Here is a 26,021-nt window from a genome sequence, read left to right on the forward strand (position 1 = left end):
CTACCGAAGCCACATTACCATCATGTCCGAAGTTGCATCATCGCGAGTCGAAAAAGACCTGCTTGGCACCCTACCCGTTCCTTCCGACGCCTACTACGGCATCCAGACCCTGCGCGCACTGCACAACTTCCGCCTCTCCGGCGTGCCGTTGGCGCATTACCCGAAGCTGATCGTCGCCCTGGCGATGGTCAAGCAGGCCGCCGCAGACGCCAACCGCGAGCTGGGCTACCTGCCCGAAGCCAAGCACGTGGCCATCAGCCAGGGCTGTGCACGCCTGATTCGCGGCGAATTCCATGAGCAGTTCGTGGTGGACATGATCCAGGGCGGCGCCGGCACCTCGACCAACATGAACGCCAACGAGGTGATCGCCAACCTCGGTCTTGAGGCCATGGGCCACGCCAAGGGTGAATACCAGTACCTGCACCCGAACAACGACGTGAACATGGCGCAGTCGACCAACGACGCCTATCCCACCGCCATTCGCCTGGGCCTGTTGCTCGGCCACGATACGCTGCTGGCCAGCCTGGAGAGCCTTTGCGAGGCGCTAACCGGCAAGGGCCACGCCTTTGCCCACGTGCTGAAGATGGGCCGCACCCAGCTGCAGGACGCCGTGCCGATGACCCTCGGCCAGGAATTCCATGCCTTCGCCACCACCCTCGGCGAAGACCTGCAGCATCTGCGCGGTTTCGCCCCGCAACTGCTGCTCGAAGTGAACCTCGGCGGCACCGCGATCGGCACCGGCATCAATGCCGATCCACGCTATCAGGCCATCGCCGTGCAGCGCCTGGCCCAGATCAGCGGCCAGCCGCTGCGCCAGGCCGCCGACCTGATCGAAGCCACCTCGGACATGGGCTCGTTCGTGCTGTTCTCCGGCATGCTCAAGCGCCTGGCGGTGAAACTGTCGAAGATCTGCAACGACCTGCGCCTGCTCTCCAGCGGCCCGCGCACCGGCTTCAACGAAATCAATCTGCCGCCGCGCCAGCCGGGCAGCTCGATCATGCCGGGCAAGGTCAATCCGGTGATCCCCGAGGCGGTCAACCAGGTCGCCTTCGAAGTGATCGGCAACGACCTGGCGCTGACCATGGCCGCCGAAGGCGGACAGCTGCAGCTCAACGTCATGGAGCCGCTGATCGCCTACAAGCTGTTCGATTCGATCCGCCTGCTGCAGCGCGCCATGGACATGCTGCGCGAGCATTGCATCGAAGGCATCACCGCCAACGAAGCGCGTTGCCGCGAGCTGATGGAAAGCTCCATCGGCCTGATCACCGCGCTGAACCCCTACATCGGCTACGACAACAGCACCCGCCTGGCCCGCGAGGCCCTGCTCGGCGGCCGCAGCGTGCTGGAGCTGGTGCGCGAAGAGCGGCTGCTGGACGACGCCATGCTGGCCGAGATCCTGCGCCCGGAAAACATGATCGCGCCACGCCTGGCACCGCTGGCGGTCTGATCCACACCGCGCCCGGCATATAGCCGGGCGCTTGCTTTACGGGCCGCCAGCCCGGCCCGTTCGCACAATAAAAACAACAGGAAGACCCATGACTCAGAGTACGACCCTCTCCACTCCCCTGCGCCTGCTCGTCCGCCTGCCGCTCTGGCAGCAGATCCTCATCGGCCTGGCCCTCGGCGTCGCCGCCGGCATGGCCTTCGGCGCAGACGCGCAGCTGCTGGCACCGATCGGCACGCTGTTTCTCAATGCGATCAAGATGCTCATCGTGCCGCTGGTGTTCGTCTCGCTGGTAGCCGGCATCACCTCGATGCAGGACAGCGCCAAGCTTGGCCGTATCAGTCTGAAGACCATCGCCATCTATCTGGTGACCACCGCCTTCGCGGTGAGCATCGGCCTGCTGTTCGGCGCGCTGTTCAGCCCCGGTGAGGGGATGAACATGGTCGCCAGTGGCAGCGAACAGGCCAAGCAGGCGCCCTCGCTGGTGTCCATTCTGGTGGGCCTGGTGCCGGCCAACCCGGTCACCGCCTTCGCCGAAGGCAACATCCTGCAGATCATTGTCTTCGCCATCGCCCTGGGCGTCAGCATCAACCTGATCGGCGAGCGCGGCGCGCCGGCGGTGCGCCTGTTCGATGCGCTGGCCGAGACCTTCTACAAACTCACCGACCTGGTGATGCGCGTCGCGCCGATCGGCGTCTTCGCCCTGACCGCAGGCGTGGTCGGCAGCCATGGTGCCGAAGTACTGCTGCCACTGGCGGGCGTGATCGGGGTGATCTACCTGGCCAGCATCGCCCACGTGCTGCTGGTCTACGGCGGCCTGCTCGGCCTGCTGGCGCGGCTCAACCCGCTGCGTTTCTTCCAGGGCATCGCCCCGGCGCTGGCAGTGGCTTTCAGTACGTCGAGCAGCTCCGGCACCCTGCCGGTGTCCATCGAATGCGCACGCAAGAACCTCGGCGTGTCAGAAGGTGTCGCGGGCTTCGTCCTGCCGGTGGGCGCGACCATCAACATGGATGGCACGGCGATCTATCAGGGCGTGCTGGCACTGTTCATCGCCCAGGCTTTCGGCATCGACCTCAGTGCCGGGCAGTACGCGATGATCATCCTCACCGCGACGCTGGCCTCCATCGGCACCGCCGGCATCCCCGGCGCCGGGCTGATCATGCTCGGGCTGGTGCTCACCGCCGCCGGCCTGCCGCTCGAAGGCGTGGCGCTGATCGCCGGCATCGACCGCATCCTCGACATGGCGCGCACCACGGTGAACGTCGCCGGCGACCTGATGACCACCACGCTGGTCGGTCGCAGCGAGCAGGAGCTCGACCGCGCGATCTACGACAGCAGCAACAAGGAGTGAGGGCCGTCCGAAGACCTGCCGCTAGCTCGGCAGGTCCCAGGCGTGACTCAGGCGTTGCAGCGCGGCGATGATTTCCACTTCCGGAACCGCCGCAAAGCCCAGCACCAGGCCGCCCGGTGCGCCTCTCGGCGCCTGACCGTCCAGCCAGTAGTCGGCCAGCCCGTTCATTTCCACCTCGGCCGCTCGCGCCGCAGCAACCAGCTCGGCTTCGCGGGCGTGGCTGTGCACCGGCACGCACAGATGCAGCCCGGCATCCACCGCCGGCAACGCGCCGCAACCAGGGATCGCCTCTGGCCAGTGCTGCAACAGGGTGTCGCGGCGCACCCGGGCGGCCTGGCGCATACGGCGCACGTGACGCTGAAAATGGCCGGCGGCGATGAACTCGGCCATCACCATCTGGCTGCCAACGTCCGAGTGACGCATATCCAATGCGCGGCGACGGGCGAAGGCCTCGGCCAGGCCGGGAGGCAACACCAGGTAGCCGAGGCGCAGCGCGGGGAAGGTGATCTTGCAGAAGGTGCCGACGTAGAGCACCCGCCCCTGCCGGTCCAGCGCCGCCAAAGGCGTCAACGGCGTGCCGCTGTAACGGTACTCGCCGTCGTAGTCGTCCTCGACGATCCAACCCTCGTTGCGTTCGGCCCACGCGAGCAATTCCAGGCGCCGCGCCAGCGACAGGGTCACACCGGTCGGGTACTGATGCGAGGGCGTGACATAGGCCAGCCGACAGCCTTCGATCTGCGCGAGGGCGGCGGTATCCAGTCCCTCGCCATCCACCGCGACCCCACACAGCTCGGCGCCAGCCACGGCGAAGGCATGGCCGGCGGCGCGGTAGCCGGGGTTTTCCAGCGCCACGCGATCGCCAGGCTGCACCAGCAGCTGGGCGCAGAGGCTGATGCCCTGCTGCGCGCCGCAGGTAATCACCACCTGGGACGGATCGCAGTTCAGCCCGCGGCTGCTGCGCAGGTAGGCCGCTACCAGTTCGCGCAAGGCAGGCTCACCCGCCGGGTCGCCATACCCCAGGCGCGCTGACGATGGCTTGCGCCAGAAGCGCGCCGTGAGCCGCGCCCAGGTTTCGAAGGGGAATAGATCGAAGGCCGGCACGCCGATGCGAAAGGCCCTCGGCGCACCGCTCACGGGTAGCGCAAGGTGATTGCGCTGCAGGCGCAACAGCGCCTCGGTCGGCGCCAGTTCGGAAGCAGGCGCTTGCGTCAGCGGCCGCGCGCTGCCGAGCTCCACCACGTAAGTGCCATCGCCTACACGGCCCTCGATGTAGCCCTCGGCGTAGAGCTGATCGAACGCCCGGGTAACGGTGTTGCGTGACACCGCCAGCAATGCCGCCAGATCGCGACCGGCCGGCAGCCGACTTCCTCCAGCCAGACGCCCGTCGAGGATGCGCTCGCGCAGGGCCTGATAGAGCTGGCGTGTCAGCCCCTGACTGCGCTCCAGACAAATGCCGGAAAGATCGACAGGCAATGGGGGTGTGGTCGGCATAGGTCGCATTGGCTCTATCAAAGTCACAAGTAATGGATCTTACAGCGGGCCAATATCCTGCCTAGCATGACGCCACCACGCCAGAGACTGTCGCCATGTACCTGCCCGCCGCCTTTCGCCAGGATGATCGTTATGAACTGCATCGTCAGATGCGCGCCACGCCGTTCGCCCTGCTCACCACCGCGGGCACGGACGGCGTGCAGGCCAGCCACCTGCCGCTGCTGCTGGAACCGGACGAAGGCGAGTTCGGCACGCTCTACGGGCACTTCGCCAAGGCCAATCCGCACTGGCGCAAGCTGCAGGACGGCTGCGAAGCGCTAGCCGTGTTCAGCGGCCCTGACGCCTACATCAGCCCCAGCTGGTATCCGACCAAAGCGGAACACGGCAAGGTCGTACCGACCTGGAACTACATCGCCGTGCATGCCCGCGGCCCGGTGCGGCTGATTGAGGATCGCAAGAGCCTGCTGCAGATCGTCAGCCGCCTCAGCGATCAGCATGAAGCCAGCCGCCCACAGCCCTGGGCCGTAAGCGATGCACCAGACGACTACCTGGACGCCATGCTGCGCGCCATCGTCGGCTTCGCCCTGCCGATTCGCCGACTGGAGGGCAAGTGGAAGCTCGGGCAGAACCGCTCGCCTGCGGACCAGGCCGGGGTTCGCCAGGGCCTGGCCGCCTCGCTCGATCCACGCGACCTGGCCCTGGCCGCGCGCATGCCCATCACCGACTGAAGAGGAATGCACTGTGCCTGAGATCCGCCCTATCACCGCTGCCGACCACACTGTCTGGAGAGAACTCTGGCAGAACTACCAACGCTTCTACGCCGCTGCGATTGCCGAGCAGACCAGCGACCTCACCTGGCAGCGCTTCCTCGATCCAGCCGAGCCGATGCATGCCGCGTTGGCCTGGCATGACGGCCACGCCATCGGCCTGGTGCACTGGATCTTCCATCGCAGCTGCTGGACCCGCGGTGACTACTGCTACCTGCAGGATCTCTACGTGGCCGAGGGCACCCGCGGCAAAGGCACCGGTCGGGCGCTGATCGAGCACGTCTACGCCCAGGCCGCAGCCGCTGGCGCCTCGCGCGTCCACTGGCTGACCCAGGAGACCAACTATACTGGGCGCATGCTCTACGACCGCATCGCCGAACGCTCGGGCTTCATCCAGTACCGCAAGATCCTCTGAGCCTTCACTCGATGCCGAACAGCCCGTTCTCCACATGCGGCGTCGCCAGGCGCTCGCGGATGTCCGGGTCGATGCGCGGGTCGTCCGGGCTGTAGAGCATCACCTGGCGATAGGCGCTGACCCGGTTGATCTCGCGGCCCAGGTATTCCCACACCACCGAGGTGCACGCCGGCGTGCGGCGGTCGCCGGAGGAGACGCCGGTCTTCAGGCCGTTGAGGCGCGTGATGCGGCTCTTGAAGCTGGGAATGAGGATGGTCTGGCTCATCTCGTTGAGCGTCAGCGATTCGTAGTCGATCAGGAACAGCCGGTCCTGCAGGCCGAACGCGGCACCCAGGTAGCGGCAGCGCACCCAGTCCTCGGCGTCGCCGAGGGTCGGGCTGGCGCGTTCCTGGCGTTCCTGGCGCTCGAACAGGTACAGGCCGTTTTCCTCGCGCAGGTGGACCAGCGACAGCAGGATGCTGCCCGGTACCGACATGCAGTTGGCGTATTCGAAGTAGTAGCCGCAGTAGCGCGCGAGGCTCGTGGCGTGCTCGCGCAGCGGCTGCAGCAGCGTCAGCAACGGGTCGGTTCGCGGCTGCGCCTGGGCTTCCGGATGGCGGGCGCCGACCAGCCGGGCGAACTGTTCCGGCGGCATCTCCAGCTCGTAGCCTTCGACGCCGAAGAAGTCGCCGATGCGCTTGAGATTGAACGGTGTCGGCCGGCTCTGCCCGCCCAGGTACTTGTTGAATTGCGCCCGATTGATGGCCAGCTTGCGGCACACCTCGGCAATCGAGCGGTAGTGGCTGCAGAGCAACTTGAGGTTTTCGGCAAGGTGGGAGGTCACAGCGATGCCCTGAAGTCTGGCGCGAGTGCCGCCATTCTAGCATCAGGTCGCGTCACATCGCGGCCACCTGCGAAATTGTCCTGCCGCCCCTACTGTTGAAACATCCCCCGCTTGCACGGCGCAGCGGCGCGCGCCGGCACCCTAACAACGACAACAAGGTGAACATCGCCATGCTCGACCTTCTAAACGACCTTATCTGGAGCAAGCTGCTGATCGTCATGCTGATCGGTCTCGGTCTGCTCTTCACGATTCGCTCCGGCTTCGTCCAGTTCCGCTATTTCGGCAACATGTTCACGATCTTCGGCCACGCCTTCGAGCGTCAGCCGGGACAGCTCTCTTCCTTCCAGGCCCTGATGCTCTCGGTCGCCGGCCGGGTCGGCGCCGGCAACATCGCCGGCGTCTCCGTGGCGATCATGCTCGGCGGCCCGGGCGCGATCTTCTGGATGTGGGTGGTGGCGCTGGTGGGCATGGCGACCAGCTACTTCGAGTGCTCGCTGGCACAGCTGTACAAGCGTCGCGAGCCCGACGGCACCTACCGCGGCGGCCCGGCGTTCTACATCCAGCATGGCCTCGGCCAGCGCTGGCTGGGCATCGTGGTCTCGATCCTGCTGCTGATGACCTTCGGCTTCGGTTTCAACGCCGTACAGTCGTTCACCGTCGCCAGCTCGCTGCACGACACCTTCGGCGTACCGACCGTGGCCAGCGGCATCGCGCTGACCCTGGTCATCGCCGGCATCATCTTCGGCGGCATCCGCCGCATCGCCAAGTGGGCCGACGTGCTGGTGCCGGTCATGGCGTTCTCCTACCTGGGCATGGCGCTGTTCGTCATCGGCAGTAATTTCAGCGCGATTCCGGAAACCTTCGGCCTGATCTTCCGTAGCGCCTTCGGTCTGGAGCAGGCCTTCGCCGGCGGCATCGGCGCGGCGATCCTGATGGGCGTCAAGCGTGGCCTGTTCTCCAACGAGGCAGGCCTGGGCAGCGCGCCGAACGTCGCCGCGGTGGCCGAGGTCAAGCACCCGGTAGCGCAGGGCATCGTGCAGTCACTGTCGGTGTTCATCGACACCATCATCCTGTGCAGCTGCACCGCATTGATCATCCTGCTCTCCGGCGTCTACGAGCCGGGCATGGACCAGGCTGGCGTGGTGCTGACCCAGACCGCCGTCGCGGCCGTAGTCGGCGAGTGGGGCCGGGTGTTCGTCAGCGTCGCGCTGCTGCTGTTCGTGTTCACCACGCTGATCTACAACTACTACCTGGGCGAGAACGCGCTGGGCTTCTTCACCGAGAAGCGCATGCCGGTGGTGATCTATCGCATCCTGGTGGTCATCCTCGTGCTCTGGGGTTCGGTACAGGATCTGGGCACCGTGTTCGCCTTCGCCGACGTGACCATGGGCCTGCTGGCGATCGCCAACCTGATCGCCGTGACCCTGCTGTTCAAGGTCGGCCTGCGCCTGATGCGCGACTATGATCGCCAGATCCGCGCCGGCATCGAGCAGCCCGTGCTCGATCCGAAAGACTTCGCCGACCTGGATCTCGATCCTGCCGTGTGGAAGGCCAACATGTCGGCCACGCCTGGCACCGCCGAGCACCGCTAAACGCTCGCGACGCGACCGGCCAGCCCCTGTGCTGAATTCTGCACAAGGGCTGGCACCATCCGCCCCATTTTTTTCTGATGGCCTGCGCCGACTGAGCGAGGTGTGCGCGTGAACGAATCAATCGACCGTCTGCTGGTGCTCTACACCGGCGGCACCATCGGCATGCAACAGAGCGCCGCCGGGCTGATGCCGGCCTCCGGTTTCGAAACCCGTATGCGCGAACAGCAGGCCGGCGAGCCGGGGCCGCTGCCGAACTGGACGTTCCAGGAACTGCAGCCGCTGCTGGACAGCGCCGACATGCAGCCACGCCACTGGCTTGAGATGGCACGGACCATCCGCGAGGCAGCCACACAAGGCCGTTGCGACGCGGTCCTGCTGTTGCATGGCACCGACACCCTGGCTTACAGCGCCGCTGCCTTGTCCTTTCTGCTGCTCGATCTCGAAGTACCGGTGCTGCTGACTGGCGCCATGCTGCCGGCAGGCAGCGAGGGCAGCGATGCCTGGCCCAACCTGTTCGGCGCCATGCGCGCATTGCAGGCGGGCCGCGTTAAGGGCGTACGCCTGTTCTTCAACGGCGTGCTGCTGCACGGTGCGCGGGTCAGCAAACTGCGCAGCGACGCCTTCGATGCCTTTGCCGAAGCGCCGCGCAAGCGGTCAGCGGCAGTGGTCAGCGAACGCCCGCCCGTGCTGCTACCGCAGCAGCCGGCAGAGGTCGTGGTGCTGCCGCTGTATCCCGGCGTTGGCGCTGCCCAGGTTCGAGCACTGGTGGCCAGTGGCGCCCAGGCGCTGCTGCTGGAGTGCTATGGCAGCGGTACCGGCCCGGCCGGCGACGCCGACTTCGTCGAAGCGCTGCGCACGGCGCACGGACAGGGCGTGGTGCTGGCGGCGATCAGCCAGTGCCCGGGCGGCCACGTCGACTTCGGTGTGTACGCCACCGGCAGCGGCCTGCGCGACGCCGGCCTGATCTCCGGCGGCGGCATGACCCGCGAGGCGGCGCTGGGCAAGCTGTTCGCCCTGCTCTGCGCCGGTCTCGATCAGCACCAGGTCGAGCACTGGTTCTGCCGCGACCTGTGCGGCGAAATGGCCGACTGACAACCACCGCCACCGCAGAATGCGCGCTGTCCCGCAGCGCGGGTGCTGTCGGGTAGCGGGAGTGGCCCGGCACCGCTAACCTTGCTCGCGCCAACAACAAATAAAAAAGCGTCAAGGAGCCGATGCCATGGCCAGATCCCGAACTGCCGGGGCGCTGTTCGCCCTGCTCATCAGCGCTGCGTTCACCGCCCAGGCCGAACTGCCCGCCAATTACGCAATCACCCTGCAGACCGACACATTTCCGCCCTTCAACATGGGTCCCAACAGCAAGAGCTTCGCCCGTGGCGACGACGTGCAGGGCATCGATGCCGATACGGTGCGCGACATCTTTCGCCGTGCCGGCATCGCCTACAACCTGACCCTGCGCGGCCCATGGAACCGGCTCTACGAGCAGACCCGCCAGCAGTCCGCCCACGGCCTGTTCTCGGTGGCGCGGACGCCGCAGAATGCCGGGCTGTTCAAGTGGGTCGGCCCGCTGGCCCACCATGACAGCGTGCTGCTGGCGCCGGCCGGCAAGGGCCTGAAGTTCGACAGCCTGGCACAGGCCCAGGGCTACCAGATCGGCGGCCACGCCAATGGCAGCGTCAGCCTGTACCTGGAAAGCCAGGGCATCACCACCAGCAACAGCCTCAACGACGCGGAGAACCTGCGCAAACTGCTGACCGGGCGCATCGACCTTTGGGCGGTGGCCGATCCGGTATGGCGCTATTACGCCCAGCAGCAGGGCGTGGATGAAAGCCAGTTGCAGGTGGTGCTGAGCTATCGCAGCGAGCCCATGTACCTGGCGCTCAGTCCCGACACCCCGGAGGAGGTCGTCAGCCGCCTGCAGAACGCTCTCGACGAAGTGATTGCCGAGGGCTACGCCGGTTGCAGCAAGACACCGGATCTGTGTTACCTGATCCAGAACCGCAGCAAGACCCTCGCCGGCAGCCGCTGACGCCTGGCGACTGCGTCTCAGCTCTGCTGGTAGCGCGGCCGCGGCGTGGCCATCGGCAACGGACCGTCGCCGATCACGCGCCATTCGCCGCGCTCGGCATCGTAGGCGCGGATCGCGCTGGTTTCGATGTCGTACAGCCAGCCGTGGATGAACAGCTGACCGCTGGCCAGCCGCGCCGCCACCGACGGATGAGTGCGCAGATGATCGAGCTGCGCCACCACGTTCTCCTCGGTGAGGATGCCCAGGGTGTTGTGGTCGGCACAGCCACAGTTCTGCTCGACGACGATCTTCGCCACCTCGGCATGGCGCAGCCAGGCCTTCACCGTTGGCATGCGCTTCAGCTCGGCGGGGTTGAGCACAGCCTTCATCGCGCCGCAATCGGAATGGCCACAGACGATGATGTGCTGCACGCCGAGGGCCATCACCGCGAACTCGATGGCCGTCGAAACACCGCCGTTCATCTGTCCATAGGGCGGCACCACGTTGCCGACGTTGCGCGTGACGAACAGGTCGCCAGGCGAACTCTGGGTGATCAGCTCGGGGATGATTCGTGAATCGGCGCAGGTAATGAACATGGCCCGGGGCGTCTGTTCGTGGGCGAGCTTCTTGAACAGCTCGCGCTGCTCGGGGTAGACCTCTTCACGAAAACGCCGGACTCCGGAGACGATCTGCTCAAGGGCCTCCTGAGCGGTTTCGCTCCTCCTTTCGTCACTCATTGCTCGGTTCTCTCCTTAGGGTTAACGGGTTGCGCTGCATCAGAACACCGACCAGCCGATGCGCTGCGACAGCGCCTCGAGCGCGGCCATGCCGATCAGCGAATTGCCCGCGGCGTTCAGCTCGGGCGACCACACGCAAACGGTGAAGCGCCCCGGCACCACCGCAACGATGCCGCCACCGACGCCGCTCTTGCCGGGCAGGCCGACGCGGTAGGCAAAGTTGCCGGCCTCGTCGTACAGGCCGCTGGTAGCCATGATGGCGTTGACCTGCTTGGCCTGACGCGGCGTCAGGATCACCTCGCCGCTCTGCGGACAGCTGCCTTCGCGGGCGAGGAAGGCGAACGCACGGGCCAGATCGATGCAGTTCATGCGCAGCGCACAATGATGAAAATAGCTGCGCAGCACCGCCTCCACATCGTTGTGGAAGTTGCCGAAGGCCTGCATCAGGTAAGCCATGGCGGCGTTGCGCGCACGGTGCTGGTACTCGGACTCGGCAACGCGCGTGTCCGAAACGATCTGCCGGTTGCCGGACAGATGCCGGACGAAGTCGCGCATCGACAACTCTGGGGTGGCGAAGCGCGACTGGTTGACGTCGCAGATCACCAGCGCACCGGCGTTGATGAACGGATTGCGCGGCCGGCCGCGCTCGAACTCGAGCTGCACCAGCGAATTGAACGGCTGTCCGGAGGGTTCGTGGCCGAGGCGTTCCCACAGTGACTCACCGCGGTGTCCGATGGCCTGCACCAGGCTGAACACCTTGGAAATGCTCTGGATCGAGAACGGCGTTTGCGCGTCGCCGGCCTCGAACACCTCGCCATCGGCACTGCACACGGCGATGCCGAGCTGATCGGCCGGAACGTCCGCCAGTGCCGGAATATAACTGGCCACGCGCCCCTGCCCGAGCAGCGGGCGCACCTCGTCGAGAATCTCCTGCAGCAGGGCTTGCATCGGCAGCTCCATCGGTCCTGGGTCGAAGGTGGACGTCCGCCGGTCGAGGGGCATCACAGACGATTCAGAACTTCTCGGGCCGCAATACGGCAACCTCGGCGAGGTAGCAGACCATGGCGAAATGTTCGTAGTAGCGGGCCTGCAGATGTTCGGCGATGCGCTCGGCAACCTCGCGGCTGCAGATCACCTCCACGCGGATATTGCCGTCGGTGTCCCAGCCCGCACTGCGCACGCCGCGGCTGCCGCTACCGCGGGCGTCCGATAGCGTCCAGCCGGGCGCGCCAAGGGTTTTCAGGTCGGCGACCAGTTTGTGTTCCAGCGCCGCTTCGCAGATCACGGTCAGCAGCGTTCGGTTGTGCGCGTTCATCTCAGAACCCCCAGGCGATCAGCCGCTCGGCCAGGGCCAGGTAGAGCGGTATGCCGATCAGGATGTTGAACGGAAAGGTGATGCCCAGCGAAGCAGTCAGCGACAGTGACGGATTGGCTTCCGGTACCGCCAGACGCATCGCCGCCGGCACCGCGATGTAGGACGCACTCGCCGCCAGGGTGGCGAGCATCGCCGTACCGCCCAGCGACAGGCCCATGAAGCGCGCCAGCATGGCGCCGATCAGCGCGCCGATCAGCGGCATGATCAGGGCGAAGGCGGCGAGCTTGATGCCGTAACGCTTGAGCGAGCCCAGCTGACCGGAGGCGATCAGGCCCATCTCCAGCAGGAAGAACGCCAGCACCGGTTTGAACATGCTGGTGTACAGGGGTTCGAGCGGCTTGATCGCCTCCTTGCCGGCAATCGCGCCGATCAGCAGGCCGCCAAGCAGCAGCATGATGCTCTTGCCGAGGAAGATTTCGCGGCCCAGCTCCTTCCAGTCGGTGTCGCGCGAGACGCCCTTGGCCAGCAGGATGCCGACCAGAATCGCCGGGATTTCCAGAATCGCCACGAACAGCGGCATGTAGCTCTCGAAGAAGATCTCCCGCGCGGCCAGGTAAGCCACCACCACCGCGAAGGTACCGGCGCTCACCGAACCATAGTGCGCCGCTACCGCCGCTGCGTTGACCCGGTCGAAGCGCAGGCCGCGCAGCAGGACGAAGGCCAGGATCGGCAACAGCACACCCAGCGCCAGCACCAGCATCGACTGGCCGAGCAACGCGGCACTGGCCTGTTCGGCCAGTTCCACCCCGCCGTGCAGACCGATGGCCAGCAACAGCACGATGGACAGCGTCTCGTAGAGTGCCGGGGGCAGTTTCAACTCGCTCTTCACCAGCCCGGCGAACAGGCCGAAGACGAAGAACAGCACTACGGGGTCGATACCCATCTACATTCTCCACAGCTCGGAAATTGAACCGCTCCCTGGTAGACATTGGCTCGAAAAAAAGGAGCCACCCGGGCTCCCAAAGGGGACCTGCTGCCAGCGCCTTGCGTTTCGCCGCCCGCGGCACAGTGCCGGCAAGCGGATCGAAACGACGCTGGCGTGGCGCGATCGACTCGCCACGCCACCCTTCACTCAGCCCTCGATCTCTATCAAGACTTCTCCCGGGTTCACCCGGTCACCTTTGGCGACGTGAATTGCCTTCACGGTGCCGGCAATCGGCGCCTGGATTTCGGTTTCCATCTTCATCGCCTCGCTGACCAGTACCGTCTGGCCGGCCTTAACCGCATCGCCTACGGCAACCAGCACGTCGACCACGTTGCCCGGCATGGTGGTACTCACATCACCGGGCGCACTGGCCTGCTTGCGCTGACTGCCGCCGGCACCGACGAAGGCGTTGAGCGGCTCGAACACCACCTCTTCCGGCATGCCGTCGATGGACAGGTAGAAGTGTCGCTTGCCCTCGCCCTTGACGCCGACGCCAGTGATGTCGACCCGATAGGTTTCACCGTGGACATCGATGACGAACTCGGTGGGCACGCCACCCTGCGCCGGCGCCGCGGCGGTGCCCGGAATCGGCAGCAGCACCTCCGGTTGCAGCGTACCGGCTTCGCGCTCCTCGAGGAACTTGCGCCCGATATCGGGAAACATCGCGTAGGTCAGTACGTCTTCTTCACTCTTGGCCAGCGCGCCGACTTCCTTGCGCAGCTTGTCCAGCTCGGGCGCGATCAGATCAGCCGGACGGCATTCGATCACTTCCTCACTGCCGATGGCCTGGAAGCGCAGGTGCTCGCAGACCGGCGCCGGCGCCTTGCCGTAACGGCCCTGCAGGTAGTACTTCACCTCGGTGGTGATGGTCTTGTAGCGCTCGCCGGCGAGCACGTTGAAGAACGCCTGGGTGCCGACGATCTGCGAAGTCGGCGTGACCAGCGGCGGGTAGCCAAGGTCCTTGCGCACCTTGGGGATCTCCGCCAGCACTTCATCCATGCGGTGCAGTGCGCCCTGCTCCTTGAGCTGGTTGGCCAGGTTGGAAATCATCCCGCCGGGCACCTGGTTGACCTGCACGCGGGTGTCGACGCCGGTGAATTCGCTTTCGAACTGGTGGTACTTCTTGCGCACGGCATAGAAGTACAGGCCGATCTCCTGCAGCAGTTCCAGATCGAGGCCGGTGTCGTAGGGCGTACCTCGTAGCGCGGCGACCATCGACTCGGTGCCCGGATGGCTGGTGCCCCAGGCCATGGAAGAAATGGCGGTGTCGATGTGGTCGGCACCATTCTCGATGGCCTTGAGCTGGCACATGCTGGCCACACCAGCGGTGTCGTGGGAATGGATGAACACCGGCAGGTCGATCTCGGCCTTCAGCGCGCGGACCAGATCGCCAGTGGCGAACGGGGTCAGCAGGCCAGCCATGTCCTTGATCGCGATGGAGTCGACGCCCATGTCGCGCATGGCCCGCGCCTGTTCGACGAACAGCTCGACGGTGTGCACCGGGCTGGTGGTGTAGGCGATGGTGCCCTGGGCGTGCTTGCCGGTCTTCTTCACCGCGCGGATCGCGGTTTCCAGGTTACGCACGTCGTTCATCGCATCGAAGATGCGGAACACGTCGATGCCGTTGGCCGCCGCGCGGGCACAGAACGCTTCGACCACATCGTCGCTGTAGTGACGGTAGCCGAGCAGGTTCTGCCCGCGCAGCAGCATCTGCAGGCGGGTATTGGGCAGTGCGGCCTTGAGCTGACGCAGACGCTCCCAGGGGTCTTCCTTGAGAAAGCGCACGCAGGCATCGAAGGTGGCGCCGCCCCAGACTTCCAGCGACCAGTAGCCGACGCGGTCGAGCTTGTCGCAGATCGGCAGCATGTCCTCGGTGCGCATGCGGGTGGCCAGCAGGGACTGGTGGGCGTCACGCAGGATGGTGTCGGTGACGGTGATTTTTTTCTGGGCAGTCATGGTGCGTTCCTCACAGGCCTGCGTGGGCAGCAATGGCGGCGGCAATGGCCAGGGCCAGCTCGCCCGGCTTGCGTTTGATCGAGTAGTTCAGCAGTTCCGGATGGTTGTCGACGAAGCTGGTGTTGAACTGGCCGCTGCGGAAATCCGGGTTGGCGAGAATCTGCTGGTAGTAGGTGGCGGTGGTCTTCACGCCCTGTACGCGCATGTCGTCCAGCGCGCGCGAACCACGGGCCAGCGCCTCCTCCCAGGTCAGCGCCCAGACCACCAGCTTCAGGCACATCGAGTCGTAGTACGGCGGAATGGTGTAGCCGGTGTAGATCGCCGTGTCGGTGCGCACGCCAGGGCCACCGGGCGCGTAGTAGCGGGTGATCTTGCCGAAGCAGGGCAGGAAGTTGTTGCGCGGATCCTCGGCATTGATGCGGAACTGCAGGGAGAAGCCACGATGCTGGATGTCTTCCTGCTTGACCGACAGCGGCTGGCCGGAGGCGATGCGGATCTGCTCGCGCACGATGTCGATGCCGGTGATTTCCTCGGTGATGGTGTGCTCCACCTGCACCCGGGTGTTCATCTCCATGAAGTACACCTCGCCATCGGCGAGCAGGAACTCCACGGTACCGGCGTTCTCGTAGCCCACGGCCTTGGCGGCGCGCACCGCCAGATCGCCGATGTAGGCGCGCTGCTCGGGGGTCAGCTGCGGGCTGGGAGCGATCTCGATGAGCTTCTGGTTGCGCCGCTGGATCGAGCAGTCGCGCTCGAACAGGTGCACGGTGTTGCCGAAGGAGTCGGCAAGGATCTGCGCCTCGATATGTTTGGGCTCGACGATGCACTTCTCCAGGAACACTTCGGCGCTGCCGAAGGCCTTGGTCGCCTCGGAGATCACCCGCGGATAGGCCGATTCCAGCTCCGCCTGCGAATTGCAGCGGCGAATGCCGCGACCGCCACCGCCCGAGGTGGCCTTGAGCATCACCGGATAGCCGATGCGCTCGGCTTCGCGCAGCGCCTCGGCGAGGTCCCTGACGTTGCCTTCGGTGCCCGGCGTGACCGGCACGCCGGCCCTGATCATGCTGCGCCGCGCTTCGGTCTTGTCGCCCATGCGGCGAATCACGTCTGCCGAAGGACCGACAAACTTGATTCCACGCTCGGCGCAGATGTCCGCCAGTTCGGCATTCTCGGAGAGGAAGCCGTAGCCCGGATGCAGCGCATCACAGCCGGTTTCCACCGCCAGGTTCACCAGCTTGCGCGGGTTCAGGTAACCGGCCAGCGGGTCCTCGCCGATGAAATGCGCCTCATCGGCACGTTTGACATGCAGGGCATGGCGGTCGGCTTCGGAAAATACCGCCACCGAGCGGACACCCATTTCGGCACAGGCGCGAACGATGCGCACCGCGATTTCCCCGCGGTTGGCGATCAGCAGCTTCTTGATCACGCTGTCTTCCCTCGGATCGTTGAGCAGGCGACCCGCGTGCGGGTCATGATCACTCGTATTGCAACGAGCCGTTTCACCCTACGCCCGCCGGGGTAATTACTGAAAATGAATAATTGTTTGCCTGATAATAAGTAATTACTTATACATGGCCGTCAACAGAACGTTATCTGGCCGAACGGTCAATCCCGCTGCGCCATTCGAGCGCCGTTTCGACATCAAGAAATCGCGGAGAACGTGATGCGAAAATCACTGATGCGCATGACATTGCGCCAGCTTCAGGTATTCCGCGCCGTCTGTGAGACGCTCTCCTACAGTCGCGCCGCCGAAGAAATGGCGCTGACCCAGCCAGCCGTCAGCCTGCAGATTCGCCAGCTGGAAGAACTGGTCGGGCAACCGCTGTTCGAGTACGTCGGCAAGAAGCTCTACCTGACCGATGCCGCCGACGCGCTGCAGCGCGCCAGCACGGATATCTTCGGCCGGCTGGACAGCCTCGACATGCAACTGTCGGATCTGCAGGGCTCGCTGCAGGGCCAGCTCAACCTCGCCGTGGAATCCAGCGCCAAGTACATCACGCCGCATCTGTTCGCCGCATTCAAACGCCTGCACCCTGAGGTCAGCCTGCAACTGGTGGTGGTGAACCATGCCCAGGCGGTCAAGCGCCTGTCGGTCAGCCGTGACGACCTGCTGATCATGTCCCAGGTGCCCACCGACATGGACCTGGAGTTCATGCCCTTCCTGAACAACCCGATCATCGCCGTGGCGCCCCCCGGACATCCGCTGTGCCACGCCGCCACGCTTTCCCTGCAGGACCTCACCGGCTACCCGCTACTGGTGCGCGAACCAGGCTCCGGTACACGACGGGCCGGCGAAGACTATCTGCGCCAGAAACGCGCGCATTTCGCCCAGACCATCCAGGTCGCGTCGCTGGACGCGCTGCGTGAATGCGTGGTGGCAGGCCTTGGCCTGGCACTGCTACCCCGGCACGCGGTGCACCTGGAACTGGCCAGCGGACTGCTGCGCGAACTGCCGGTGGCGGAGCTGCCGCTGTACCGCAGCTGGTGCGTGGTGCATCCGCGCAGCAAGCGCCTGAGCCCGGTGGCCCAGGCATTCTTCGCCTTCCTCCGTGAAGAGCGTGCGCAGATCAGTGTGCTGGCGGAGCGCTTCGCCGGGTCGCCGACGACGACCGCAACGAACTGAGCACCAGCGCATCGGCGTAATCGTTCAGTTCGGCATGCAGCTGGCGCTGCTCGGTGTAGCTCTCGATGGCGCGGCGAAAACGCATGCGGCGTTCATCCTGCTGCTTGCGGCGGGACTTGCTGTCGAGCTGGCTGTTGTCGTCGGTGTGCCGGAGCATGAGTGATCTCCCAGAACAGGTAACGGGAGATCAGCATCGACGCCGTGAATGACAACCTGAAGTCAGCGCCATGACGCGCCGATGAAAAGACGCGGCGCAGCTTCAGTCGTCGTGCGACTTGACCTTCTGCGGCGACAGACGAAGGCTGCGCAGGCTGCGCTTGACGCTCTTGAGGTGATTGACCAGGCTCGGCCCGCGGGCCATCGCGACACCCATCGCCAGCACGTCGATCACCACCAGGTGGGCGATGCGCGAAGTCAGCGGGGTGTAGATCTCGGTGTCTTCCTGCACGTCGATCGCCAGGTTGATGGTGGCCAGCTCGGCCAGCGGGGTCTGGCTCGGGCACAGGGTGATCAGGGTAGCGCCCGACTCACGCACCACGTTGGCGGTGATCAGCAGATCCTTGGAGCGACCGGACTGCGAGATGCAGATCGCCACATCGGTGGGCTTGAGCGTCACCGCCGACATGGCCTGCATGTGCGGATCGGAATAGGCCGCGGCCGACAGCAGCAGGCGGAAGAACTTGTGCTGCGCATCGGTGGCCACCGCACCGGAGGCGCCGAAGCCGTAGAACTCGACGCGCTCGGCCTTGGCCATCGCCGCAATGGCGCGCTGCAGCGCTTCGGGGTCGAGCCGCTCGCGCACTTCCATCAGCGTGTGCAGGGTGGTGTCGAAGATCTTCAGCGCAAAGTCGGCCACCGAGTCGTTCTCGCTGATGGCGAACTGACCGAAGCTCGCGCCGGCGGCCAGGCTCTGGGCCAGCTTGAGCTTCAGATCCTGGAAGCCGAGACAACCGATGGCGCGGCAGAAGCGCACGATGGTCGGCTCGCTGACACCGACCACATGAGCCAGGTCGGCCATCGAACTGTGCATCACCGATGCCGGATCGAGCAGGACATGGTCGGCCACTTTCAGCTCCGACTTCCGTAGCAGGCTTCTCGACTGGGCGATGTGTTGCAGCAGATTCACGTTGCGGACTCGCTATGCTCACTCTGAGGGCCGATTCAGGCGCGACAGGCGCCGCTCGGTCGTCAGCGGGTTGTAGTGGGGCGGTAGTTATACTACAAGCCTCGCCATGCCGCCCATTTTTTGGCCTCTAGGAGTGCTTCTGTGTCGATTTCCTGTGACATGCTCGTGTTCGGCGGAACCGGTGACCTGACTCTGCACAAACTGCTGCCGGCGCTCTACCACCTGCACCGCGACGGCCGCCTTCACGCCGACGTGCGCATCCTCGCCCTGGCGCGCAAGAAGCTCGACCGCGACGGCTACCTAGCCCTGGCCGAACGCCACTGCCGCGCCCAGGTCGCTCGCGCCGATTTCAGCCCGGACACCTGGCAGGCCTTCGCCCAGCGCCTCGACTATTTCGCCATGGACGCCTCCCAGCGCGGTGACTACGTGCGCCTGGCCCAGTACCTCGGCAAGGCTGAAGGTCGCGTCCGTGTGTATTACCTGGCCACCGCGCCGGATCTGTTCGAGCCCATCGCCGCCAACCTGGAAAGCGCAGGACTCGCCGGTGACGATGCGCGCATCGTGTTGGAAAAACCCATCGGCCACTCGCTGGATTCGGCCCTGGAGATCAACGAAGCGATCGGTGCGGTGTTCCCCGAAGCGCGCATCTACCGGATCGACCACTACCTGGGCAAGGAAACGGTGCAGAACCTCATGGCGCTGCGCTTCGCCAACGCGCTGTTCGAGCCGATCTGGCGCGCCGGGCATATCGACCACGTGCAGATCACCGTCGCCGAAACCCTCGGCGTGGAGAACCGTGGCGGCTACTACGACAACGCCGGTGCCATGCGCGACATGCTGCAGAACCATCTCTTGCAACTGCTCTGCCTGGTGGCGATGGAGGCGCCGGTGCGGTTCGACGCCAAGCACATCCGCGGCGAGAAGGTGAAGGTGCTCGAGGCGCTCAAGCCCATCACCGGCAACGACGTGCTGGACAAGACCGTGCGCGGCCAGTACGGCGCCGGCCGCATCGGCGGCCACGACGTGCAGGCGTACTACTTCGAGCCCAACATCGACAACGACAGCGACACGGAAACCTTCGTCGCGGTGAAGGCCGAGATCGACAACTGGCGCTGGGCCGGCGTGCCCTTCTACCTGCGCACCGGCAAACGCATGGCGCGTAAACGCTCGGAAATCATCATCACCTTCAAGCAGGTGCCGCATCTGCTGTTCAGCAAGGGCGAAGTGAATCGCCTGGTGATCAGTCTGCAGCCGGAAGAAAGCATCAGCCTGCAGCTGATGGCCAAGGCACCCGGCAAGGGCATGCAGCTCGAGCCGGTGGAGCTGGATCTGAACCTTGCGCACGCCTTCAGCAGCACCCGCCGCTGGGAAGCCTACGAGCGCCTGCTGCTGGACGTGATCGAGGGCGATTCGACCCTGTTCATGCGCCGCGACGAAGTGGAAGCGGCCTGGAACTGGGTCGACCCGATCCTGCGCGGCTGGGGCAGCTACTACCGCAAACCGCGGCCGTATCCCGCCGGCGAAGACGGCCCGGAACAGGCCCACCAGTTCATCGAGCGCCAGGGGCATCGCTGGTGGCAGTGAAGTCGGCCTGAGCAACTCCCGTGCAACTTCGCCACAGCGCCCGCATTACGTGCGCTAGAGCGGATATAGGAACTTTGCGGAACCCGGTGAATATGGCGGCGACAACTAGCCTGAGCAACTGGCATCGCCGCCTCATTATCTGCCTGCATATTCACGATATATCGGATGGACATAATTGGCCGCGCGCCGCAGGTAACTACTGATTCTCAGGCGCCGATTACTTGCCGACATGAAGCGCTACACTCCGCCGCTCTCCACCTTCCGCTCACCATTCGCACAAACGGGGGCATTCGCGGCGTCATCCCGAGCCCACAACCCAGCATGAACGCTGGCTCTCAGCCGCGTCAGCTCGTTCATCGAAGAACTTTTGCAGTTCCTCGCCATCGAACTTCCCGGGCCAGTTCAGCAAAGTATCAGCGTAACTTCTGCGTATCAAAAAGAAACAGACTGAAACATTCGCCTCGCCATAGCCGCTATCACGCGGGCTCCAGCGCTATATGCAAGTCCTCGCACTTCGCATATCGGGAAGTTCGGGTTGAGAATATTTTCTCGATATGCCTACCCTAAAAAGGAATTCAATCAACAACCCCAAAGGCATTGTTTTGAGTTTCCCCACCGTAATGCTCCGTCGCCCAACCGACGGCGACGGTTACAACCTCCATCAGCTGGTGGCGCGCTGCCAGCCCCTCGATACCAATTCGGTCTACTGCAACCTGCTGCAGTGTTCGGATTTCGCTGACACCGCCATCGCCGCAGAGAACGCCCAGGGCGAGCTGGTCGGTTTCATCTCGGGTTATCGCCCCCCTGCCCGCCCGGACACCCTGTTCGTCTGGCAGGTCGCCGTCGACAGTTCGATGCGCGGTCAGGGCCTGGCCCTGCGCATGCTGCTGGCGCTGACGGCCCGGGTGGCCCGTGAGCACGACGTGCGCTTCATGGAAACCACCATTTCCCCGGACAACGCGGCGTCGCAGGCACTGTTCAAGCGGGCCTTCGATCGGCTGGGTGCCGACTGCACCACGCGCACGCTGTTTTCCCGCGCCACGCATTTCGCCGGTCAGCACGAGGACGAGGTGCTCTACCGCGCCGGCCCGTTCACCGTTTCCCATCTAGAAGAAGAGCTCAAGGAGCACGCATGAAAACTTTTGAACTGAATGAATCCAGGGTTCGCAGCTACTGCCGTTCCTTCCCCGTGGTCTTCAAGCAGGCCCAGGGCGCCGAACTGGTCACTCAGGACGGCAAGCGCTACATCGACTTCCTCGCTGGTGCCGGCACGCTCAACTACGGGCACAACCACCCGGTGCTCAAGCAGGCGCTGCTCGAGTACATCGAGAGCGACGGCATCACCCACGGCCTGGACATGTACACCGAAGCCAAGGAGCGTTTCCTCGAGACCTTCAACCGGCTGATCCTCGAGCCGCGCGGCATGGGCGACTACCGCATGCAGTTCACCGGCCCGACCGGCACCAACGCGGTCGAGGCGGCGATGAAGCTGGCGCGCAAGGTCACCGGGCGCAACAACATCATCAGTTTCACCAACGGCTTCCACGGCTGCAGCATTGGCGCGCTGGCCGCCACCGGCAACCAGCATCACCGCGGCGGCTCCGGCATCGGCCTCTCCGACGTCAGCCGCATGCCCTACGCCAACTATTTCGGCGACAAGACCAACACCATCGGCATGATGGACAAGCTCTTGTCCGACCCATCCAGCGGGATCGACAAGCCCGCCGCGGTGATCGTTGAGGTGGTGCAGGGCGAAGGCGGCCTGAACACCGCGTCGGCCGAATGGATGCGCAAGCTCGAGAAGCTCTGCCGCAAGCACGAGATGCTGCTGATCGTCGATGACATCCAGGCCGGCTGCGGCCGCACCGGGACTTTCTTCAGCTTCGAAGAAATGGGCATCCAGCCGGATATCGTCACGCTGTCCAAGTCGCTGTCCGGCTACGGCCTGCCGTTCGCCATGGTGTTGCTGCGCCAGGAACTGGACCAGTGGAAGCCGGGCGAACACAACGGCACCTTCCGCGGCAACAACCATGCATTCGTCACGGCGGCCGCGGCGGTCGAGCACTTCTGGCAGAACGACACGTTCGCCAACAGCGTGAAGGCCAAGGGCAAGCGCATCGCCGACGGCATGCAGCGCATCATCCGTCGCCACGGCCCGGATTCGCTGTTCCTCAAGGGCCGCGGGATGATGATCGGCATCAGCTGCCCCGATGGCGAGATTGCCGCCGCAGTGTGCCGCCACGCCTTCGAAAACGGCCTGGTGATCGAGACCAGCGGCGCCCACAGCGAAGTGGTCAAGTGCCTCTGCCCGCTGATCATCAGCGATGAGCAGATCGACAAGGCACTTTCCATCCTCGACAAGGCATTTGCCGCCGTGATGAGCGAGCAGACCGAGAACCAAGCTTCCTGAGGTATCCGCCATGATCGTCAGAACCCTCGCCGAGTGCGAAAAGACCGACCGCAAGGTCCACAGCCAGACCGGCACCTGGGACAGCACGCGCATGCTGCTCAAGGACGACAAGGTGGGATTCTCCTTCCACATCACCACCATCTACGCCGGCAGCGAGACGCACATCCACTACCAGAACCACTTCGAGTCGGTGTACTGCATCAGCGGCAATGGCGAGATCGAGACCATTGCCGACGGCAAGATCTACAAGATCGAGCCGGGCACGCTGTACGTGCTGGACAAGCATGACGAGCACCTGCTGCGAGGCGGCAGCGAAGACATGAAGCTGGCCTGCGTCTTCAACCCGCCGCTCAACGGGCGCGAAGTGCATGACGAAAGCGGCGTCTATCCGCTGGAGGCCGAAACCGTCTGATACCGGTTTAACCGGGGCGGCCACCGCGCCGCCCCGCCATTACAAGAAAGGAGGTAAGCGTGAACCCTATGCAAGCCGACCTGTATCCCTCGCGCCAGGAAGACCAGCCCAGCTGGCAGGAACGCCTGGATCCGGTCGTCTACCGCAGCGACCTGGAGAATGCGCCGATCGCGGCAGAGCTGGTCGAACGCTTCGAGCGCGACGGCTACCTGGTCATCCCCAATCTGTTCAGCGCCGACGAAGTCGCGGTGTTTCGCGCCGAACTCGAGCGCATGCGCCAGGACCCGGCCGTCGCCGGTTCCGGCAAGACCATCAAGGAACCCGATAGCGGCGCAATTCGCTCGGTGTTCGCCATCCACAAGGACAACGAGCTGTTCGCCCGCGTGGCTGCCGACGAGCGCACCGCCGGCATCGCCCGCTTCATCCTTGGCGGCGACCTGTACGTGCATCAGTCGCGGATGAACTTCAAGCCCGGCTTCACCGGCAAGGAGTTCTACTGGCACTCGGACTTCGAGACCTGGCACGTCGAAGACGGCATGCCGCGCATGCGCTGCCTGTCCTGCTCGATCCTGTTGACCGACAACGAGCCGCACAACGGCCCGCTGATGCTGATGCCCGGCTCGCACAAGCACTACGTGCGCTGCGTCGGCGCCACACCGGAAAATCACTACGAGAAATCCCTGCGCAAGCAGGAGATCGGCATCCCCGACCAGAACAGCCTGAGCGAGCTGGCCGGCCGCTTCGGCATCGACTGCGCCACCGGCCCGGCCGGCAGCGTGGTGTTCTTCGACTGCAACACCATGCACGGCTCCAACGGCAACATCACGCCCAGCGCCCGCAGCAATCTGTTCTATGTCTACAACCACGTGGATAATGCCGTGCAGGCGCCATTCTGCGAGCAGAAACCCCGTCCGGCCTTCGTCGCCGAGCGCGAGAAATTCAAGCCGCTGGAAATTCAGCCGCAACAGTATCTCTGAGGCGATCGGGCGCGTCTGATGACGGGCCCGTTTCCCCGGTTAGGCCGACGCTCATACCGGCCCAGGGATGAATTCATTTTCAGCTCGTTGATCGACAGGTGCGCCAGCCGCGCCGGGCCCGTCAACGGCCTGCCAGATTCGGACGCAATATAAAGATGCATACCGTAGAAAAGATCGGCGGCACGTCGATGAGCCGCTTCGAGGAAGTTCTCGACAATATCTTCATCGGCCGCCGGGAAGGCGCGGCGCTGTATCAGCGCATCTTCGTCGTGTCGGCCTACAGCGGCATGACCAACCTGCTGCTGGAACACAAGAAGACCGGCGAGCCCGGTGTCTATCAGCGTTTCGCCGATGCGCAGAACGAAGGCGCCTGGCGCGAGGCGCTGGAACAGGTGCGCCAGCGCATGCTGGAAAAGAACGCCGAGCTGTTCAGCTCCGAGTACGAACTGCACGCCGCCAACCAGTTCATCAACTCGCGCATCGACGATGCCAGCGAGTGCATGCACAGCCTGCAGAAGCTCTGCGCCTACGGCCACTTCCAGCTCTCCGAACACCTGATGAAGGTGCGCGAGATGCTCGCCTCCCTCGGCGAAGCGCACAGCGCCTTCAACTCGGTGCTGGCGCTCAAGCAGCGCGGCGTCAATGCACGCCTGGCCGACCTCACCGGCTGGCAGCAGGAAGCGCCGCTGCCGTTCGAGGAAATGATCGCCAGCCATTTCTCCGGCTTCGACCTGAGCCGCGAACTGGTGGTCGCCACCGGCTATACCCATTGCGCCGAAGGCCTGATGAACACCTACGACCGCGGCTACAGCGAGATCACCTTCGCCCAGATCGCCGCTGCCACCGGTGCCCATGAGGCGATCATCCACAAGGAATTCCACCTCTCCTCGGCCGACCCGAACCTGGTCGGCGCCGACAAGGTGGTCACCATCGGCCGCACCAACTACGACGTCGCCGACCAGCTGTCGAACCTCGGCATGGAGGCGATCCACCCGCGTGCGGCCAAGACCCTGCGTCGCGCCGGTGTCGAGCTGCGCATCAAGAATGCCTTCGAGCCCGAGCATGGCGGCACGCTGATCAGCCAGGACTACAAGTCCGAGAAGCCCTGCGTCGAGATCATCGCCGGGCGCAAGGACGTCTTCGGCATCGAGGTGTTCGACCAGGACATGCTCGGCGACATCAGCCACGACATGGAGATCAGCAAGCTGCTCAAGCAGCTCAAGCTCTATGTGGTGAACAAGGATTCCGACGCCAACAGCATCACCTACTACGCCTCCGGTTCGCGCAAGCTGATCAACCGCGCCGCGCGGCTGATCGAGGAGCACTACCCGGCCGCCGAGGTCACCGTGCACAACCTGGCGATCGTTTCGGCGATCGGCTCGGACCTCAAGGTCAAGGGCATCCTGGCCAAGACCGTGGCCGCCCTGGCCGAGGCCGGCATCAGCATCCAGGCGATCCACCAGTCGATCCGTCAGGTGGAAATGCAGTGCGTGGTCAACGAAGAGGACTACGACGCTGCGATCGCCGCGCTGCACCGCGCACTGATCGAGCCGGAAAACCACGGCGACGTGATCGCCGCGGCCTAAGCGCAGCGTCACCTGAAGCGCCGGGCTCGTCCCGGCGTTTTGCTGTCCGGCGCATGACGCCGATCAATACCGCAGGCACCGCGCAGGATGAGTATGGAGACAAGAAGCACGTCACGCTTTACGCCTGACCTGCTCGCCGGCTTATCCACCATGCAGGAGTTGCCATGTTTCCCGAGTACCGCGACCTGATCACCCGTCTCAAGGCCGACAACAAGACCTTTGCCCGCCTGTTCGATGAGCACAACGAGCTGGATCAACGGGTCAAGAACATCGAAGCGCACATCGTGCCCGGCACCGACAGCGAGGTGGAAAACCTGAAGAAGGAGAAACTGCAGCTCAAGGACCGTCTCTACCAGATGCTCAAGGACGCGTCTGCCGCCTGACCCCCCGGCGCCCCGCCCAGGCGGGGCGTCCCTGGC

Annotated in this window: 25 protein-coding genes; 15 read left to right on the forward strand and 10 right to left on the reverse strand. The window is 64.8% G+C overall.

What is annotated here, in order from left to right; genetic code table 11:
- Positions 1-22: 22 nt before the first annotated feature.
- Both EA798_RS10795 and EA798_RS10800 read left to right on the forward strand, forming a co-directional pair.
- A complete protein-coding gene (locus EA798_RS10795; protein WP_122098940.1) occupies positions 23-1,447 on the forward strand; it encodes an aspartate ammonia-lyase in 1,425 nt (474 codons plus the stop codon).
- Positions 1,448-1,535: 88 nt separating this feature from the next.
- The gene (locus tag EA798_RS10800) at positions 1,536-2,795 is read left to right on the forward strand and encodes a dicarboxylate/amino acid:cation symporter (RefSeq protein WP_122098941.1); all 1,260 of its coding nucleotides are present in this window, start codon (positions 1,536-1,538) and stop codon (positions 2,793-2,795) included.
- Between the two features lie 21 nt (positions 2,796-2,816).
- Here the strand turns inward: EA798_RS10800 and pdxR are convergent, their stop codons facing one another.
- Positions 2,817-4,286, reverse strand: coding sequence for a MocR-like pyridoxine biosynthesis transcription factor PdxR (pdxR, locus tag EA798_RS10805; protein WP_122098942.1), 1,470 nt, complete (start codon positions 4,284-4,286; stop codon positions 2,817-2,819).
- 95 nt (positions 4,287-4,381) lie between these two features.
- On the opposite strand from pdxR, the gene EA798_RS10810 reads away from it, so the two are divergent.
- Positions 4,382-5,014 carry an FMN-binding negative transcriptional regulator gene (locus EA798_RS10810; RefSeq protein WP_122098943.1) on the forward strand — a complete coding sequence of 211 codons (633 nt, stop codon included), beginning with the start codon at positions 4,382-4,384 and terminating at the stop codon, positions 5,012-5,014.
- A gap of 13 nt (positions 5,015-5,027) precedes the next feature.
- Positions 5,028-5,468 carry a GNAT family N-acetyltransferase gene (locus EA798_RS10815; RefSeq protein WP_122098944.1) on the forward strand — a complete coding sequence of 147 codons (441 nt, stop codon included), beginning with the start codon at positions 5,028-5,030 and terminating at the stop codon, positions 5,466-5,468.
- Between the two features lie 4 nt (positions 5,469-5,472).
- Here the strand turns inward: EA798_RS10815 and EA798_RS10820 are convergent, their stop codons facing one another.
- The gene (locus EA798_RS10820) at positions 5,473-6,291 is read right to left on the reverse strand and encodes a helix-turn-helix domain-containing protein (protein WP_106156418.1); all 819 of its coding nucleotides are present in this window, start codon (positions 6,289-6,291) and stop codon (positions 5,473-5,475) included.
- A 170-nt stretch (positions 6,292-6,461) separates the two neighbouring features.
- Between EA798_RS10820 and EA798_RS10825 the strand changes: the two genes are divergently transcribed.
- From EA798_RS10825 to EA798_RS10835, 3 genes are all read left to right on the forward strand, one after another.
- Positions 6,462-7,883, forward strand: a complete 1,422-nt coding sequence (locus tag EA798_RS10825) for an alanine/glycine:cation symporter family protein (RefSeq protein WP_122099129.1) — start codon at positions 6,462-6,464, stop codon at positions 7,881-7,883.
- 108 nt (positions 7,884-7,991) lie between these two features.
- The gene (locus tag EA798_RS10830; RefSeq protein ID WP_122099130.1) at positions 7,992-8,975 is read left to right on the forward strand and encodes an asparaginase; all 984 of its coding nucleotides are present in this window, start codon (positions 7,992-7,994) and stop codon (positions 8,973-8,975) included.
- A 127-nt stretch (positions 8,976-9,102) separates the two neighbouring features.
- Positions 9,103-9,912, forward strand: a complete 810-nt coding sequence (locus EA798_RS10835) for a substrate-binding periplasmic protein (protein WP_122098945.1) — start codon at positions 9,103-9,105, stop codon at positions 9,910-9,912.
- A gap of 17 nt (positions 9,913-9,929) precedes the next feature.
- On the opposite strand, the gene EA798_RS10840 is transcribed toward EA798_RS10835, so the two are convergent.
- The 6 genes from EA798_RS10840 to EA798_RS10865 all read right to left on the reverse strand — a co-directional run bounded on the left by EA798_RS10840 (position 9,930) and on the right by EA798_RS10865 (position 16,310).
- Positions 9,930-10,628 (reverse strand): carbonic anhydrase, encoded by a 699-nt coding sequence (locus EA798_RS10840; RefSeq protein WP_106156423.1) that lies wholly within the window; start codon positions 10,626-10,628, stop codon positions 9,930-9,932.
- 39 nt (positions 10,629-10,667) lie between these two features.
- Positions 10,668-11,576, reverse strand: coding sequence for a glutaminase B (gene glsB / locus EA798_RS10845; protein WP_106156425.1), 909 nt, complete (start codon positions 11,574-11,576; stop codon positions 10,668-10,670).
- Between the two features lie 64 nt (positions 11,577-11,640).
- The gene (locus EA798_RS10850; protein ID WP_106156427.1) at positions 11,641-11,943 is read right to left on the reverse strand and encodes a DUF3240 family protein; all 303 of its coding nucleotides are present in this window, start codon (positions 11,941-11,943) and stop codon (positions 11,641-11,643) included.
- 1 nt (position 11,944) lies between these two features.
- Complete coding sequence (locus EA798_RS10855; RefSeq protein WP_106156429.1) at positions 11,945-12,886, reverse strand: sodium-dependent bicarbonate transport family permease; 942 nt, start codon at positions 12,884-12,886, stop codon at positions 11,945-11,947.
- 189 nt (positions 12,887-13,075) lie between these two features.
- Entirely contained in the window at positions 13,076-14,884 is a 1,809-nt protein-coding gene (gene oadA, locus EA798_RS10860) for a sodium-extruding oxaloacetate decarboxylase subunit alpha (RefSeq protein ID WP_122098946.1), read from the reverse strand.
- A gap of 10 nt (positions 14,885-14,894) precedes the next feature.
- Positions 14,895-16,310: an acetyl-CoA carboxylase biotin carboxylase subunit gene (locus EA798_RS10865; RefSeq protein WP_106156433.1), complete on the reverse strand. Its 1,416-nt coding sequence runs from the start codon at positions 16,308-16,310 to the stop codon at positions 14,895-14,897.
- Positions 16,311-16,562: 252 nt separating this feature from the next.
- Between EA798_RS10865 and EA798_RS10870 the strand changes: the two genes are divergently transcribed.
- Positions 16,563-17,507: a LysR family transcriptional regulator gene (locus EA798_RS10870; RefSeq protein WP_167462946.1), complete on the forward strand. Its 945-nt coding sequence runs from the start codon at positions 16,563-16,565 to the stop codon at positions 17,505-17,507.
- Here EA798_RS10870 and EA798_RS10875 read toward each other — a convergent pair.
- Both EA798_RS10875 and hexR read right to left on the reverse strand, forming a co-directional pair.
- Positions 17,452-17,664, reverse strand: a complete 213-nt coding sequence (locus EA798_RS10875) for a PA3496 family putative envelope integrity protein (RefSeq protein WP_122098948.1) — start codon at positions 17,662-17,664, stop codon at positions 17,452-17,454. The two genes, EA798_RS10870 and EA798_RS10875, sit on opposite strands and share 56 nt — an antisense overlap.
- A gap of 102 nt (positions 17,665-17,766) precedes the next feature.
- The gene (gene hexR / locus EA798_RS10880; RefSeq protein ID WP_015278722.1) at positions 17,767-18,633 is read right to left on the reverse strand and encodes a transcriptional regulator HexR; all 867 of its coding nucleotides are present in this window, start codon (positions 18,631-18,633) and stop codon (positions 17,767-17,769) included.
- 159 nt (positions 18,634-18,792) lie between these two features.
- Between hexR and zwf the strand changes: the two genes are divergently transcribed.
- The 7 genes from zwf to EA798_RS10915 all read left to right on the forward strand — a co-directional run bounded on the left by zwf (position 18,793) and on the right by EA798_RS10915 (position 25,985).
- Entirely contained in the window at positions 18,793-20,217 is a 1,425-nt protein-coding gene (gene zwf, locus EA798_RS10885; protein ID WP_244221273.1) for a glucose-6-phosphate dehydrogenase, read from the forward strand.
- A gap of 620 nt (positions 20,218-20,837) precedes the next feature.
- Complete coding sequence (gene ectA / locus EA798_RS10890; RefSeq protein WP_122098950.1) at positions 20,838-21,353, forward strand: diaminobutyrate acetyltransferase; 516 nt, start codon at positions 20,838-20,840, stop codon at positions 21,351-21,353.
- The gene (ectB, locus tag EA798_RS10895; RefSeq protein ID WP_019407431.1) at positions 21,350-22,627 is read left to right on the forward strand and encodes a diaminobutyrate--2-oxoglutarate transaminase; all 1,278 of its coding nucleotides are present in this window, start codon (positions 21,350-21,352) and stop codon (positions 22,625-22,627) included. Before ectA ends, ectB begins: the two co-directional genes overlap by 4 nt.
- A gap of 10 nt (positions 22,628-22,637) precedes the next feature.
- The gene (locus EA798_RS10900) at positions 22,638-23,039 is read left to right on the forward strand and encodes an ectoine synthase (RefSeq protein WP_013981379.1); all 402 of its coding nucleotides are present in this window, start codon (positions 22,638-22,640) and stop codon (positions 23,037-23,039) included.
- 68 nt (positions 23,040-23,107) lie between these two features.
- Positions 23,108-24,016 carry an ectoine hydroxylase gene (gene thpD / locus EA798_RS10905; RefSeq protein ID WP_122098951.1) on the forward strand — a complete coding sequence of 303 codons (909 nt, stop codon included), beginning with the start codon at positions 23,108-23,110 and terminating at the stop codon, positions 24,014-24,016.
- A gap of 155 nt (positions 24,017-24,171) precedes the next feature.
- Positions 24,172-25,602 carry an aspartate kinase gene (locus tag EA798_RS10910; protein WP_122098952.1) on the forward strand — a complete coding sequence of 477 codons (1,431 nt, stop codon included), beginning with the start codon at positions 24,172-24,174 and terminating at the stop codon, positions 25,600-25,602.
- A 164-nt stretch (positions 25,603-25,766) separates the two neighbouring features.
- The gene (locus EA798_RS10915; protein ID WP_122098953.1) at positions 25,767-25,985 is read left to right on the forward strand and encodes an HP1242/YdcH family protein; all 219 of its coding nucleotides are present in this window, start codon (positions 25,767-25,769) and stop codon (positions 25,983-25,985) included.
- The last annotated feature ends 36 nt before the right edge of the window (positions 25,986-26,021 follow it).

This window comes from Pseudomonas songnenensis, assembly GCF_003696315.1.
Lineage (GTDB): Bacteria > Pseudomonadota > Gammaproteobacteria > Pseudomonadales > Pseudomonadaceae > Stutzerimonas > Stutzerimonas songnenensis.